14 protein-coding genes are annotated in these 12229 nt (G+C 62.9%); 2 read left to right on the forward strand and 12 right to left on the reverse strand.

Features of this window, described 5'->3' with window-relative positions; all coding sequences use genetic code 11:
- Window positions 1-78 precede the first annotated feature (78 nt).
- Window positions 79-1662, forward strand: a complete 1584-nt coding sequence (locus ACGYK7_RS06695; protein WP_394400204.1) for a Ppx/GppA family phosphatase — start codon at window positions 79-81, stop codon at window positions 1660-1662.
- Here ACGYK7_RS06695 and ACGYK7_RS06700 read toward each other — a convergent pair.
- The 5 genes from ACGYK7_RS06700 to scpA all read right to left on the reverse strand — a co-directional run bounded on the left by ACGYK7_RS06700 (window position 1659) and on the right by scpA (window position 6498).
- Window positions 1659-2000, reverse strand: coding sequence for a hypothetical protein (locus tag ACGYK7_RS06700; protein WP_394400206.1), 342 nt, complete (start codon window positions 1998-2000; stop codon window positions 1659-1661). The two genes, ACGYK7_RS06695 and ACGYK7_RS06700, sit on opposite strands and share 4 nt — an antisense overlap.
- A 101-nt stretch (window positions 2001-2101) precedes the next feature.
- Window positions 2102-3103 carry an endonuclease/exonuclease/phosphatase family protein gene (locus ACGYK7_RS06705; protein WP_394400410.1) on the reverse strand — a complete coding sequence of 334 codons (1002 nt, stop codon included), beginning with the start codon at window positions 3101-3103 and terminating at the stop codon, window positions 2102-2104.
- Window positions 3103-3783 carry a TerB family tellurite resistance protein gene (locus tag ACGYK7_RS06710; protein WP_394400208.1) on the reverse strand — a complete coding sequence of 227 codons (681 nt, stop codon included), beginning with the start codon at window positions 3781-3783 and terminating at the stop codon, window positions 3103-3105. Before ACGYK7_RS06710 ends, ACGYK7_RS06705 begins: the two co-directional genes overlap by 1 nt.
- 52 nt (window positions 3784-3835) lie before the next feature.
- Window positions 3836-4357, reverse strand: a complete 522-nt coding sequence (locus tag ACGYK7_RS06715) for a GNAT family N-acetyltransferase (RefSeq protein WP_394400210.1) — start codon at window positions 4355-4357, stop codon at window positions 3836-3838.
- Window positions 4357-6498: a methylmalonyl-CoA mutase gene (gene scpA / locus ACGYK7_RS06720; protein WP_394400212.1), complete on the reverse strand. Its 2142-nt coding sequence runs from the start codon at window positions 6496-6498 to the stop codon at window positions 4357-4359. Before scpA ends, ACGYK7_RS06715 begins: the two co-directional genes overlap by 1 nt.
- Window positions 6499-6663: 165 nt before the next feature.
- Between scpA and ACGYK7_RS06725 the strand changes: the two genes are divergently transcribed.
- The gene (locus ACGYK7_RS06725) at window positions 6664-7125 is read left to right on the forward strand and encodes a DUF4174 domain-containing protein (RefSeq protein WP_394400214.1); all 462 of its coding nucleotides are present in this window, start codon (window positions 6664-6666) and stop codon (window positions 7123-7125) included.
- A gap of 22 nt (window positions 7126-7147) precedes the next feature.
- Here the strand turns inward: ACGYK7_RS06725 and ACGYK7_RS06730 are convergent, their stop codons facing one another.
- The 7 genes from ACGYK7_RS06730 to ACGYK7_RS06760 form a co-directional block, all read right to left on the reverse strand.
- Window positions 7148-8020, reverse strand: coding sequence for a restriction endonuclease (locus tag ACGYK7_RS06730; protein WP_394400216.1), 873 nt, complete (start codon window positions 8018-8020; stop codon window positions 7148-7150).
- 28 nt (window positions 8021-8048) lie between these two features.
- Window positions 8049-10094 (reverse strand): acetyl-CoA carboxylase biotin carboxylase subunit, encoded by a 2046-nt coding sequence (locus tag ACGYK7_RS06735; protein WP_394400218.1) that lies wholly within the window; start codon window positions 10092-10094, stop codon window positions 8049-8051.
- A gap of 138 nt (window positions 10095-10232) precedes the next feature.
- Window positions 10233-10439 (reverse strand): hypothetical protein, encoded by a 207-nt coding sequence (locus ACGYK7_RS06740; RefSeq protein ID WP_394400220.1) that lies wholly within the window; start codon window positions 10437-10439, stop codon window positions 10233-10235.
- A 319-nt stretch (window positions 10440-10758) separates the two neighbouring features.
- Entirely contained in the window at window positions 10759-11106 is a 348-nt protein-coding gene (locus tag ACGYK7_RS06745) for a hypothetical protein (RefSeq protein WP_067261657.1), read from the reverse strand.
- An 81-nt stretch (window positions 11107-11187) separates the two neighbouring features.
- Window positions 11188-11328, reverse strand: coding sequence for a hypothetical protein (locus ACGYK7_RS06750; protein WP_168613065.1), 141 nt, complete (start codon window positions 11326-11328; stop codon window positions 11188-11190).
- A gap of 214 nt (window positions 11329-11542) precedes the next feature.
- Window positions 11543-12043: a DUF6497 family protein gene (locus ACGYK7_RS06755; RefSeq protein ID WP_394400222.1), complete on the reverse strand. Its 501-nt coding sequence runs from the start codon at window positions 12041-12043 to the stop codon at window positions 11543-11545.
- A complete protein-coding gene (locus ACGYK7_RS06760; RefSeq protein WP_394400224.1) occupies window positions 11941-12195 on the reverse strand; it encodes a Rho termination factor in 255 nt (84 codons plus the stop codon). The genes ACGYK7_RS06755 and ACGYK7_RS06760 overlap by 103 nt, the downstream gene beginning before the upstream one ends.
- Window positions 12196-12229: the final 34 nt, after the last annotated feature.

Consider the following 12229-nt stretch of genomic DNA (forward strand, 5'->3'; position numbering starts at 1 on the left):
AAGCGCCCCTTTGGCAATTGACCTCACCGCCCCCCTGCGCCAATTATCCAGTGAAACGGATGGCCCGCAGGAGCATGGATGGCAGACCAGACCGACCCTTCCCGAGCCGCCCCCGTCCCTGAGACAGGTGTGGCGGAACTGGGACTTTTCGGAAAACCCTTGTTTCAGGATCCGGGCGCGCGGGCGCTGGCGCGCGTCGGCGTGGTAGATGTGGGGTCGAACTCAGTCCGGCTGGTGGTCTTTGACGGCGCGGCGCGCTCTCCGGCCTATTTCTACAACGAAAAGATCATGTGCGCCTTGGGCGCGGGCATGGCCGAGACCGGGCATCTGTCGCCCGAAGGCCGCGCCCGCGCCCTCTCGGCACTGCGACGGTTCAGCAAATTGGCCGATGGCATGGGCCTGTCGGAGCTTACCGTCGTCGCCACGGCGGCGGTGCGCGATGCCAGCGACGGGCGCGCCTTTTGCGCCGATGTGCTGCGCGAGACCGGGCTGCGCATCTGGGTGATCGACGGCGAGGAGGAGGCGCGGCTCTCGGCCCAAGGGGTGCTTTTGGGCTGGCCCGGCGCCTACGGCCTTGTCTGCGACATTGGCGGCTCTTCGATGGAGCTTGCCGAAATCTCGGGCGGGCGCGTCGGGCGGCGGGTCACCTCGCAGCTTGGCCCGCTCAAGCTGCGCGACCTCAAAGGCGGGGCCAAGGGGCGGCAGGCGCATATCAAAGAGGTCATCACCGGGCTTCAGGAAAAGATGGGCAGCCAGCGCGACCGGCTGTTCCTTGTGGGCGGCTCATGGCGGGCGATCGCGCGGATCGACATGTACCGCCGGGGCTATCCGCTGCATGTGCTGCATGAATACCGCATGACCGTGACCTCGGTTCGCGAGACGGTGAAGTTCATCCAAACCTCCGATCTTGAGGAATTGCGCAGCGCTTGCGGCGTCTCCTCCAGCCGGATGTCTCTGGTGCCCTATGCCGCCGAGGTGCTGAGCCGTCTGGTCAAGACTTTCCGGCCCAAGGACATCGCCATTTCCAGCTACGGCATCCGCGAAGGCATGCTCTATGAGCAGATGCCACAGCGCCTGCGCGACCGTGATCCACTGATTGAGGCCTGCTATTTCGCCGAGGCCAAAGACGCGCGGATGCCCGGTTTCGGCAAGGTGCTTTATAACTTCATCCTGCCGCTCTACCGCTCTGCCCCCCACGCCCGCAGGCGTTTGGTCAAAGCGGCCTGCCTTTTGCATGACGTAAGCTGGCGCGCCCATCCCGACTACCGGGCCGAGACCTGTTTCGACAATGCCACCCGCGCCAACCTCGGCGGGCTGAAACACGCCGAACGCATCTACCTCGGGCTGGCCCTGCTGCACCGCTACTCCAACAAGCGGGAGAACACCCGCTTCGAAGACCTCTATGAGATGGTCGACGAAAAGACCCGGTTGGAGGCCGAGATCCTCGGCAAAGCCATGCGCTTTGGCGCGATGCTTTGGATGGACAAGGGCGAACAACGCGGCGAATTGCGCTGGTTCCCCAAGAAGAAGCAGTTGGAACTCTGGCTCACCCCCGACATGGTGCCGCTTTTCGGAGAGGTCGCAGAGGCGCGGCTGAACTCACTGGCTAAATCGCTTGGGGCCGAGGTCCACGTCCGAACCGGCAAACGCGCTGCGGGTTAAAGCTCGATCTGTGGGGCGGGTTCGGTCGGAGTTTCAGGCGGCACCATCGGGTGCTCGGGCTTGCGCCGGATGATGATATCGCCGTTGGGCTGCATCTCTGGCGCTTGATAGACGCTCCAATCTTCGACCTCGTCCAAAAGCTCCGTCAGCTTCGGCCCCATCTCCCGCGCGAAATCGCGCAGCGCGGGGCGCATGGCCTCGGTGAACCCCTCGAAGCCTTCCATGACCGGGCCCATTTCATCCATGATCCCGTCCATGAACATCTGCGCGCCGCGCTCCATCAGGCCGAGGCCGCGTTCTTCGGATTCTTCCTGCGCATGGGTTGCGAGAGGCAGCACCGTACAAAGGGCGATAAGGGGCATAAATCGTGTCATAGGATTGAGGTAGGTGGCGCGGCGGGCATTTCCAGTCTTACGCCACGCCGCTGGCAGCCCCCCGCCTAAAGGTCGACATCCAGCGTGACGGGGAAGTGATCCGAGGCGGCCAGCAGCGCGTCACGCAGGGCGACGTCTTGCCAGCAGGCCGGGTCATCCATCGGGTGCCAAATCCGCCAGCGGTCCGCACGGGCCGCGATCTGCGGGCTGACCATGATGTAGTCCAGCAGCGCCTGAAGATAGCGCCCCTCCGGCGTGATCCAGAAACGCGCGCTGGTGGGTGCGGCCCCAAGGCGGCGGCTGAGCGCCTGTTTGGCGTGGGGGTCGAACAGCGCGGCCGCCCCCTCTCCCAGCACGATCTCGACCGAGGACCGGCCAAACAGGCCTTCAAATTCATCGAGCCCCGGCCCGTCGTTCAGATCGCCCAAGACCATCACGGGCCGCTCCGCCGCCAAATGCATGTCGATCCGCCGCCTCAGCCAGATCGCCTGCGCCAATTGCTTGCGCCGATTGGCGATGGCGATGCGCAGCACATCGGCCTCGGACTTGGCGCCATGGGGCGCTTTGGATTTGAGATGCGCGCCAATCATCTGAAAGCCGAAACCGGCCTTCGTCGTCACCTCCAACTCCAAGGGCGGTTTGGAAAAGACCACAGCGTCTTCGGTGGCGTCCACATCCAAGTCGATCCGCAGCGTCCGGTCAAAGCGTGGGGCATCGGCGGCACCCTGCGGCACATGGCGGGCGCTGAGCCTGTCGGGGTCATAGAGCAGCGCGATCTCTTGCTCGGTATCGTTGGAAAACCCCATGACGGCAGCCCGGGTGCGCAGGGAAAACCGCGCGGCGAAATGCTCAAGCGCCGCCACAGTGGATTGCCGCCGCCCGTGGTTCGGCGCTTCGATCACCATGACCGCATCGGCATCCAGCGCGCTGAACACTTGGCCCAAAGCCGCCGTCTGCTGGGCACGGGTCACCCCGTGCCGCCCGGCCCAAGCGTCATCGTCGTAAAGCCGGTTGTCATCGTCAAAAAGGCTCGCGAACCACTCGACGTTGTAGGTCGCGATGCGCATCAAGCGTGTTTGCCCGAGATCGTTTCCCACGCGCGGTTGATGTCGATCATGCGTTTCTCGGCCATCTTGATCGCCTCTTGCGGCAGGCCGCGCGCCACCAGCGCGTCGGGGTGGTTCTCGCGCACCAGCCGCCGCCAAGCCCGGCGGGCCTCTTCCAACGTTGCATTGGGGCCGATGCCCAGAACCGTGCGCGGCAGGGGCGAGCTATCGGGCACGAAACGCGCTTTGAGAGAGGCGAAAGCCTCTTCGTCCATGCCAAAAATCGCGGCCACGTCTTCAAGAAAGGCGTTTTCGTTGGGATGGTAGATGCCATCGGCCATGGCGATGTGAAACAGCCCCTCCATCAGGTCATGCAGGGTCTGGGGCTGGTCGCTGAACATCCGCGCAATGCGGCGGGCGTAATCCTCGAAACCGGTCACGTCTTGGCGGGCAAGGTTAAAGACCCGCGCCGCCCCTTCCTGATCCGCCTCGGCGATCTGGAACACTTCGCGAAAGGCGGTCACCTCATCGCGGGTCACCAGCCCATCGGCCTTGGCCATCTTCGCGCCAAGCGCGATCACCGCGATGGTAAAGGCGACCGAGCGCTCGGGCGGGCTGCGCAGACGGTCAAAGACAGCAGACAGCCCCTCGCCTGCGGCGAGGGCTGCCAGAGCTTCGGAAATGCGCGTCCAGATCGACATGGGCTGACCCTTTGGTATTCGGCCCCCAGCTTAACCGCGGACATCGGGGAAGTCAGGATGCAGTCAGCGTTTTTTGCATCAAGATCAAGTCGAGCCACTGCCCATGTTTGCGCCCCACCTCGGGCATCCGCCCGACCTGCGCAAAGCCCAGTTTTTCATGGAACGCCACTGCGCCGGGATTGGCGCTGCTGATCGCGGCAACCATGATGTGACGCCCCCCCGCCGTTGCCGCCTCTATGGCCTGTGTCATCAGGTCGCGGCCCAGCCCCCGCCCCTGCGCCGTCTCGGACAGGACGATGCTATGCTCTACCGTCGCGGCATAGCCCGGCCCGCCCCGAAAGCTGCCATAGGTGACAAAGCCCAGCACCGCGCCGTCCCCTTCGGCCACCCAAAAGGCATCTGTGCGGGCGGCGATCAGCGCTGCGATCTCCTCGCGGGTCTTTTCGTCGGTCGTGAAGGTCGACAGGCTGCCGCGGATCATGCCGTTCCACAGCGCCGCCACGGCGGCGGCGTCCTGCGCCAAAGCGGGGCGGATCACGCCGTCCTTCCGGGCGGCGCTCCCGTTTTCTTGCATCACTTCCGCGTCTCGCGGATCAGCTTCAGGATGTCCTGCGCGGCGGTCGGGATATTGGTGCCGGGCCCAAAGATCGCCTTCACGCCCGCGTCTTGCAAGAACTTGTAGTCCTGTTGCGGGATCACCCCGCCGCAGATCACAAGGATATCCTCCGCGCCCGCATCCTTCAGCGCTTGGATAAGCTGCGGTGCCAGCGTCTTGTGCCCCGCCGCCTGGCTGGAGATGCCGATGACATGCACGTCGTTGTCCACCGCGTCCTGCGCGGCTTCGGCGGGGGTCTGGAACAGCGGGCCCACGTCGACGTCAAAACCGATGTCGGCGAATGCGGTGGCGATCACCTTGGCGCCGCGGTCGTGGCCGTCCTGCCCCATCTTGACCACCAGCATACGCGGGCGGCGGCCTTCGGCCTCGGCGAACTCTTCGACCGACTTCTGGATGTCGGCAAAGCCCGCATCGCCTTCGTAGGCCGCGCCATAGACGCCTGAGAGCGTCTTGACCTCGGCCCGGTGCCGTCCGAACTGCTTTTCCATCGCCATGCTGATTTCTCCCACTGTGGCGCGTGCGCGCGCGGCCTCGACCGCCGCGTCGAGCAGGTTGCCGCCCTCGGCCGCCCGCCGTGTCAGTTCCTCAAGCGCCGCCGTGCAAGCCGCCTCGTCGCGCTCGGCACGGATGCGCTCCAGCCGCGCCACCTGCCCTGCGCGCACCTTGACGTTGTCGACATCGAGGATGTCGATCGGCTCTTCCTTGTCGCGGCGGTACTTGTTGACGCCAACGATCACCTCTGTCCCGCGATCGATGCCCGCCTGACGCTGGGCCGCGGCTTCCTCGATCCTGAGCTTGGGCATGCCGGAGGCCACGGCCTTGGTCATGCCGCCCATCTCCTCGACCTCCTCGATCAGCTTCCAGGCCGCTTCTGCCAGATCGGCGGTCAGCTTCTCGACGTAATAGCTACCCGCCAGCGGATCGACGACATTGGTGATGCCGGTCTCTTCCTGCAGGATCAGCTGGGTGTTGCGGGCAATGCGCGCCGAATGGTCGGTGGGCAGGCCGATGGCCTCATCCAGCGAGTTGGTGTGCAGCGATTGGGTGCCACCCAGCACCGCCGAGAGCGCCTCGTAAGCGGTGCGCACGACGTTGTTGTAGGGGTCCTGCTCGGCCAGGCTCACGCCGGAGGTCTGGCAATGGGTGCGCAGCATCGAGGACTTGGGGTTCTTCGGCTGGAACTCCTCCATCACCCGCGCCCAGAGCAGCCGCGCGGCGCGCAGCTTGGCGGCCTCCATGAAGAAGTTCATGCCGATGGCGAAGAAGAACGACAGACGCGGCGCGAAGCGGTCCACGTCCATGCCCGCCGCAATCGCCGTGCGCACATACTCGCGCCCATCCGCGATGGTGAAGGCCAGTTCCTGCACGAGGTTCGCCCCCGCCTCCTGCATGTGATAGCCCGAGATCGAGATCGAGTTGAACTTCGGCATGTGGTCCGAGGTATATTCGATGATGTCTCCGATGATCCTCATCGACGGCTCCGGCGGGTAGACATAGGTGTTGCGCACCATGAATTCCTTGAGGATGTCGTTCTGGATCGTGCCCGATAGCTTGGCGCGGTCGTGGCCCTGCTCTTCGCCCGCGACGATGAAATTGGCGAGGATCGGGATCACCGCGCCGTTCATCGTCATGGAGACCGAGACCTGATCAAGCGGGATGCCGTCGAAGAGGATCTTCATGTCCTCGACCGAGTCAATCGCCACGCCGGCCTTGCCGACATCGCCCTCGACGCGGGGGTGATCGCTGTCATAGCCGCGATGCGTCGCCAGATCGAAGGCGACCGAGACGCCCTGCTGACCGGCGGCCAGCGCACGGCGGTAGAAGGCGTTCGATTCCTCCGCCGTGGAGAAGCCTGCATATTGCCGGATCGTCCATGGGCGGCCCGCATACATCGTGGCCTTCACGCCGCGCGTAAACGGCGCTTCGCCGGGGATGCTGCCCAGATGCTCCAGCCCGTCCAGATCCTCGGCAGTGTAGAGCGGCTGGACGTCGATCCCCTCCAGCGTCTTCCAGGTCAGATCGTCAAGGCTGCGCCCGCGCAATTCGCCCGTCGCCAGTTCACGCCAACGCGCTTTCGCGTCATTTTGGTCGGATGTCATATGCTTGTCCTTCTCCCTTAGCGCCCGGCGGCAGGCATGGGCCTGCGCACCTGTGGCGGCTGAATTGTCAAAGGCCGCGCCCCGAGGGGGATAAATATCCCCTGCGGCGCTTTGCCCTTCGCAAACTGGCACGGGCCCCCTATATTTGAGGGGACAGGAGCCTTGATGAAACGTTTGATCTCACTAGTTTTTGCAGGATTGATGACCACGGCGGCCATGGCCCAAGGGGCCGATGCGCCGATGGAAGAGCCATTGTTCCTGCCTGCCGATATGGCCGATCTCAGCACCTTCCAATGGACCAAACGGCCCGTGCTGGTCTTTGCCAATTCCGAAAACGACCCCGCCTTTGTCGCGCAGATGGAATACCTTCGCGAGCGCGAGGATGAGTTGCTTCTGCGCGATGTCGTCGTGTTGACCGATACCGACCCCGCCGCGCGAAGCCCGCTCAGGCTGCGGATGCGCCCGCGCGGTTTCATGCTGGTGCTGGTCGACAAGGAAGGCCAGATCGAACTGCGCAAACCCTTCCCTTGGGACGTGCGCGAAATCACCCGCAGCATCGACAAGATGCCGCTGAGGCAGCGGGAGATCCGGGAACGCAAAGCGAACAATAGCGCCCTATCGGAATAGGTAACTTTGTTCGCCGCGTCATTCATTCGAAAAAGCTTTCGTCTACTTCCGCAATCTCGTAGGTTCGCTTCACACGACAACCAACTTCGTAAGCGATCATCAACCGCGCAAGTTGAGGACCGTCCACCAGCACTATACGTGCGCCCAATTTCTCCGCGGTTTGAACGGCACTGGGTGAGAAGTTAGACGTCGTAACAAAAATACCCTTGGTCACATCCTTCATGCCAAGCGCACCATAGAAGTCCCTCAAAGCTCCGCTTCCGATCACGTTGTGTGCCGCATATCGCTTTGCTTGGACGTAAACTTGGTCTACCCCGAGACGATCCAAATTGATGACTCCGTCTACGCCGTCGTCACCCGCCCGACCAATAACGCGCCCAGCTTGCGTATCGTAGCCGTAGCCCATTTTCAGAAGCAGGCGAACAATTACATCCTCAAAAAAGGCCGGATCGGCTTCTCGAAGCTTAGCAAGTAAATCCTCGGCGAGAGCGGAGGTAATCTCCGAAAACGCAGCATTCAGCACCTCGTCTGGCGTTTGCTGGCTTGGCGCGGCCGCTACGTCATCCTTTTCGACGATACCGGTCCTAGATTTAAAATCAAGGTACTCCGGAAACTGCGAGAGGAAGGTCTTGTCGATATGCTCCGGAACATTCTCCAAAACCTTCTTCCCAGTTTCAGTCAACGCAAAATGGCCACGTTTCGTGTTGGTCAGAAGCCCTGCCTGCTTTAGATAACTGCGCGCCCAATGAACCCGATTTGCGAACCGGGTTTGCTTTCCACTCGGCAAGATCTCGTTGCGCTCTTCGGGTGTGAGGTCGAACTCTTCTGTCAGTTCTTCTACGACATCAGAAATCGCCCGTTCCCCTGTAGCTGCAGAAACCAGAACCGGCTTCATCAACTTTTGGAAGTCAGGAATCGGCACCCTATTCGAACTCCATGATCACATCGTCCACCGCAAGGCTGTCGCCCGCCCCGGCGTTGACTTTGCTGACCACGCCCTTCTTCTCGGCGCGTAGGATGTTTTCCATCTTCATCGCCTCGATGGTGCAGAGCGCTTGCCCTTCCTGAACCTCGTCACCCACTTCGACGTCGAGTTTCACCACCAAACCCGGCATCGGGCAGAGCAGCATCTTGGAGGTATCGGGCGGCAGTTTCTCGGGCATCAGGGCCGCCAGTTCCGCCTGACGCGGCGTGCGGACATGGACCTTCAGGTCCGCGCCGCGGGTGCGGATGCGGAAGCCGCCTGAGATCTTGCCGACCTTCAGCACCAAAGGCGCGCCGTCGACGGTCATCTCGGCCAGTTGGTCACCCGGTGTCCAATCGCCGCTGACCCGCATTTCGCTGCCGTCGGAGAAAGCCACCGTCGCCCCTTCGGGATCGGCCTTGGTGACCACATCGAAGTTCTCACCCTGAAGCTTCACGTTCCAGTCGCTGCCGACCTTGCGCTCGTGGTTGTCCATCCGGCCCGAAACGCGGGCGCGGCGGATTTCGGCCACGCGGTGCATGGCGGCACAGGCTGCGGCGATGCGGCGCAGCTCACTCTCTGGCAGGGTCACGCCCTCGAAGCCCTCGGGATATTCCTCGGCGATGAAGGCGGTGGTCATCTCGCCCGAGACGAACTTGGGGTGATCCATCACGGCGGAAAGGAACGGCAGGTTGTGGCCGATGCCCTCGACCTCGAAACTGTCGAGCGCCACGCGCATCTTCTCGATCGCCTCGGCGCGGGTCGGGGCCCATGTGCAGAGCTTGGCGATCATCGGGTCGTAGTACATCGAGATCTCGCCGCCCTCGTAAACCCCGGTGTCGTTGCGCACGGCCATGTCACCGGCGGGCGCGTCGCCCTGCCATGTGCCCTGCTCCAGCAGCGGCCCCGCGGCCACCTCCTGCGGCGGGCGGTAGCGGGTCAGACGGCCGATGGAGGGCAGGAAGCCGCGGTAGGGATCCTCGGCGTAGAGCCGGTTCTCGATGGCCCAGCCGGTCAACGTCACATCGCCTTGCGTGATCGACAACGTCTCGCCATTGGCCACGCGGATCATCTGCTCGACCAGATCGACGCCGGTGATCAACTCGGTCACCGGGTGTTCCACCTGAAGGCGGGTGTTCATCTCAAGGAAGTAGAAGTTCTTGTCGCCGTCGACGATGAATTCCACGGTGCCCGCGCTGGTGTAGCCCACGGCCTGCGCCAGTGCGACGGCCTGTTCGCCCATCGCGCGGCGGGTCTCTTCGTCAAGGAAGGGGCTCGGCGCCTCTTCGACCACCTTCTGGTTGCGGCGCTGGATCGAACATTCCCGCTCGCCCAAATAGATGCCATTGCCATGGCTGTCGCAGAGCACCTGAATTTCGATGTGGCGCGGTTGCGTGACGAATTTCTCGATGAAGATACGGTCATCGCCGAAGGAATTGGCGGCCTCGTTCTTGGACGATTGGAAACCCTCGCGCGCCTCCTCGTCGTTCCATGCAATCCGCATGCCCTTGCCGCCGCCACCGGCAGAGGCCTTGAGCATCACTGGATAGCCGATCTCATTGGAGATCTTCACCGCCTCTTCGGCGTCCTCGATCAGCCCCATGTAGCCCGGCACGGTCGAAACCCCGGCCTCTTTGGCGATCTTCTTGGAGGTGATCTTGTCGCCCATCTTCTCGATGGCGCCCTTGGGCGGGCCGACAAAGGCCACGCCCGCGGCCTCCAGCGCCTCGGCGAATTTGCTGTTTTCGCTCAAGAAACCATAGCCCGGATGCACCGCCTGCGCGCCGGATTGCTTGATCGCCTCCATTACCTTGTCGATGACGATATAGGATTGGTTCGCCGGGGGCGGGCCGATGTGAATGGCCTCATCCGCCATTTCCACATGCAGCGCCTGCGCGTCCGCATCGGAATAGATCGCCACGGTGGTCAGGCCCATTTTCTTGGCGGTCTTGATCACCCGGCAGGCGATTTCGCCTCGGTTGGCAATGAGGATCTTGTCAAACATCAGCAGTTCCTTTGACGGTGACAGGCCACGCAAAATGCCGCGTCAGCCGGAGCTGCGCGGGTGCCTGTAGGGTAAAGATGAAAGGGGGAGGCCGCCCTGCCCGCGCGAAGGGCGGGCAAAGCGGCTATTGGGCTGTGATCAGTTACACTTGCCGGGGTTGAGCTGGCAGTACCCGACGTTGGCCGCAGCGCCAATGGCTGCGCCCTGCGCCAGCGACCCGCCTGTAACGGCTGCCGCACCTGCGCCGACGGCTGCGCCGCCCAAACCTTGTTCGCCGATGTTGCTGCCGCAAGCGGCCAGACCGGCGGTCGCGCCAAGCGCGAGAATGATGTTACGAATGGACATGTGCCTGTTCCTTCACTGCTATCTACTATCCGACCAACGCCCCGCCGTTTGACGGGTTCCCGGCCGTACTTTTGGTCTGTTGCCCTGTGACGCAAAAACCACCCTTTCGAAAAGTCGGGCAGCCCCGCACAAACGCGCGACTGCCCGATAGGGGAAGGGGTATGGTCTTCATGTCCGGCGGCACGAAGGACAAATGATGTGCCGCCAGCAAAAGAAAGCTTGGCCCAAGCCTGCAGCGCCGCCAAGCCCGTATTGGCCCCAAACGGCACTTCGGCAAAGCCATGCTGATCTGCAAACAGGCGCGGCGACATCATGCCGATCAATCCTCGAAAGCTTCGGGGAATGCGGCGCGGGCGGCGGCCACGTCAAGCACCAACAGCGCTTCGTAATCGGCGGGATCGAAAGGATCGGTCGCGGGCAGAACCTCACGGCCAAAGAGCCATGACAGGCGGCCCGCATCGAGATTGCCTCGCTCGAAAGGATGTTCGCCAAAGGCTTCCCACAGGGCTTTGACAAAAGCGGTATCGGCGCGACGGTCCGGGGCGCGGCGGTCTGGACGACGCTCACGCCGGGTGATGGGCGTGACCCCCTTGGGGTTCGGACGGCGAATGGTGAATTGGAAATCGGTGCCGGGCAGACGCCCGGGGAACCCGCGGTGTTTCAGCATATAGGCGGGCATCAGACACCCCTCCCGGTTGCAGGGGTGGCTGGGATCAGGGCAGGCGCAAACGCCTGCCCTGCAACGGCATTACTTGTACTTGCCGGTGTAGACGGGCTCAACCGAGATGGGCTCGGGCTCGACCACAACATACTCTTCTTCTTGCTGTGCGCAGGCCGAAACCGCTGCAACGAAACCGATGGCTGCCAGCAACTTGATGCTCTTGGACATGTAAATCTCCTATTAGTGTTAAATGAACCTGACACGACAACACGCCGGCCAAGCCCGGGTTCTGAGGTAAGGGATACGTGGGTATTCCTTGACCGCATCATATGCGATTCACATGGCAATGGATACGGTTGCAAGCGCAATCGGTCGCGTTGTGACTCCAAAGCATCATTCCAATCCGGGGATCGGCGGATTCTTGCAAGATATTGCCCCTGCATCACAAACCTTCCCAAATGCAGGCATCATCCTGCGCCCGGAAAGCTTCGAAATATTGGGTCGCTTCAGGGTCGGCCGCGCCGAATTCCACGGGGCGGTCAGCGAGGGAGACGACGATCACCTGCCCCGCCAGCGCATGTTCAGTCATATACGGAAGTGCCACGACCGCGCAGAGATGCTCCATATCCGGCGCGGCGCGGTCATAGGCGATGGCCCCCGGTCCCTTGGCGATCTGCGGGGCGATGAAACGGAAGCGAAGCCATGTCTCACCGCCAAGTTCTTCGACCAAGACCTCTTGCAGATCGACGGTTTGCCCAGAGGGGACGTCAATGGCCCGCGCGGGCGCTGCCAGCCCGATCGCCAGCAGAACAGGCAGCCAGGCCCGGCGCAGTAGAGCACCTAGTGGTTGCGCAGCGCGTCGATCAGCGCGTCCTTGTCCATCTCCGAGCGCCCTTCGATCCCAAGCTCCTGCGCCCGGTCGTAGAGATCGTCCTTGGTCCAATCCTCGTAGGGCGGCTGTTTGCCGCCCTTCTTGCCCGGGTGCTGGCTGTCGTTGGCCTGCGCATTGGCGATCCGGGCGGCTTTCTCCTTGCTCGCCCCATCTTCGCGCAGGGACTTGTAGGTCTCTTCGTCCTTGATGGATGAATTCGGCATGATCCGGTCCTCCTTTGCGAGGAAAACCGCCCAG

It is taken from the genome of Sulfitobacter sp. 1A15299 (assembly GCF_043556915.1).
In the GTDB taxonomy this organism is placed as follows: domain Bacteria; phylum Pseudomonadota; class Alphaproteobacteria; order Rhodobacterales; family Rhodobacteraceae; genus Sulfitobacter.

Excerpts from the sequence above, each read along its gene's own strand:
- ACGYK7_RS06715 (WP_394400210.1), bottom strand. The coding sequence starts at position 4,357 with ATGCAAGAAAACGGGAGCGCCGCCCGGAAGGACGGCGTGATCCGCCCC.
- ACGYK7_RS06735 (WP_394400218.1), bottom strand. The coding sequence starts at position 10,094 with ATGTTTGACAAGATCCTCATTGCCAACCGAGGCGAAATCGCCTGCCGG.
- scpA (WP_394400212.1), bottom strand. The coding sequence starts at position 6,498 with ATGACATCCGACCAAAATGACGCGAAAGCGCGTTGGCGTGAACTGGCG.
- ACGYK7_RS06705 (WP_394400410.1), bottom strand. The coding sequence starts at position 3,103 with ATGCGCATCGCGACCTACAACGTCGAGTGGTTCGCGAGCCTTTTTGAC.
- ACGYK7_RS06760 (WP_394400224.1), bottom strand. The coding sequence starts at position 12,195 with ATGCCGAATTCATCCATCAAGGACGAAGAGACCTACAAGTCCCTGCGC.
- ACGYK7_RS06740 (WP_394400220.1), bottom strand. The coding sequence starts at position 10,439 with ATGTCCATTCGTAACATCATTCTCGCGCTTGGCGCGACCGCCGGTCTG.
- ACGYK7_RS06730 (WP_394400216.1), bottom strand. The coding sequence starts at position 8,020 with ATGAAGCCGGTTCTGGTTTCTGCAGCTACAGGGGAACGGGCGATTTCT.
- ACGYK7_RS06710 (WP_394400208.1), bottom strand. The coding sequence starts at position 3,783 with ATGTCGATCTGGACGCGCATTTCCGAAGCTCTGGCAGCCCTCGCCGCA.
- ACGYK7_RS06725 (WP_394400214.1), top strand. The coding sequence starts at position 6,664 with ATGAAACGTTTGATCTCACTAGTTTTTGCAGGATTGATGACCACGGCG.
- ACGYK7_RS06750 (WP_168613065.1), bottom strand. The coding sequence starts at position 11,328 with ATGTCCAAGAGCATCAAGTTGCTGGCAGCCATCGGTTTCGTTGCAGCG.
- ACGYK7_RS06745 (WP_067261657.1), bottom strand. The coding sequence starts at position 11,106 with ATGCTGAAACACCGCGGGTTCCCCGGGCGTCTGCCCGGCACCGATTTC.
- ACGYK7_RS06695 (WP_394400204.1), top strand. The coding sequence starts at position 79 with ATGGCAGACCAGACCGACCCTTCCCGAGCCGCCCCCGTCCCTGAGACA.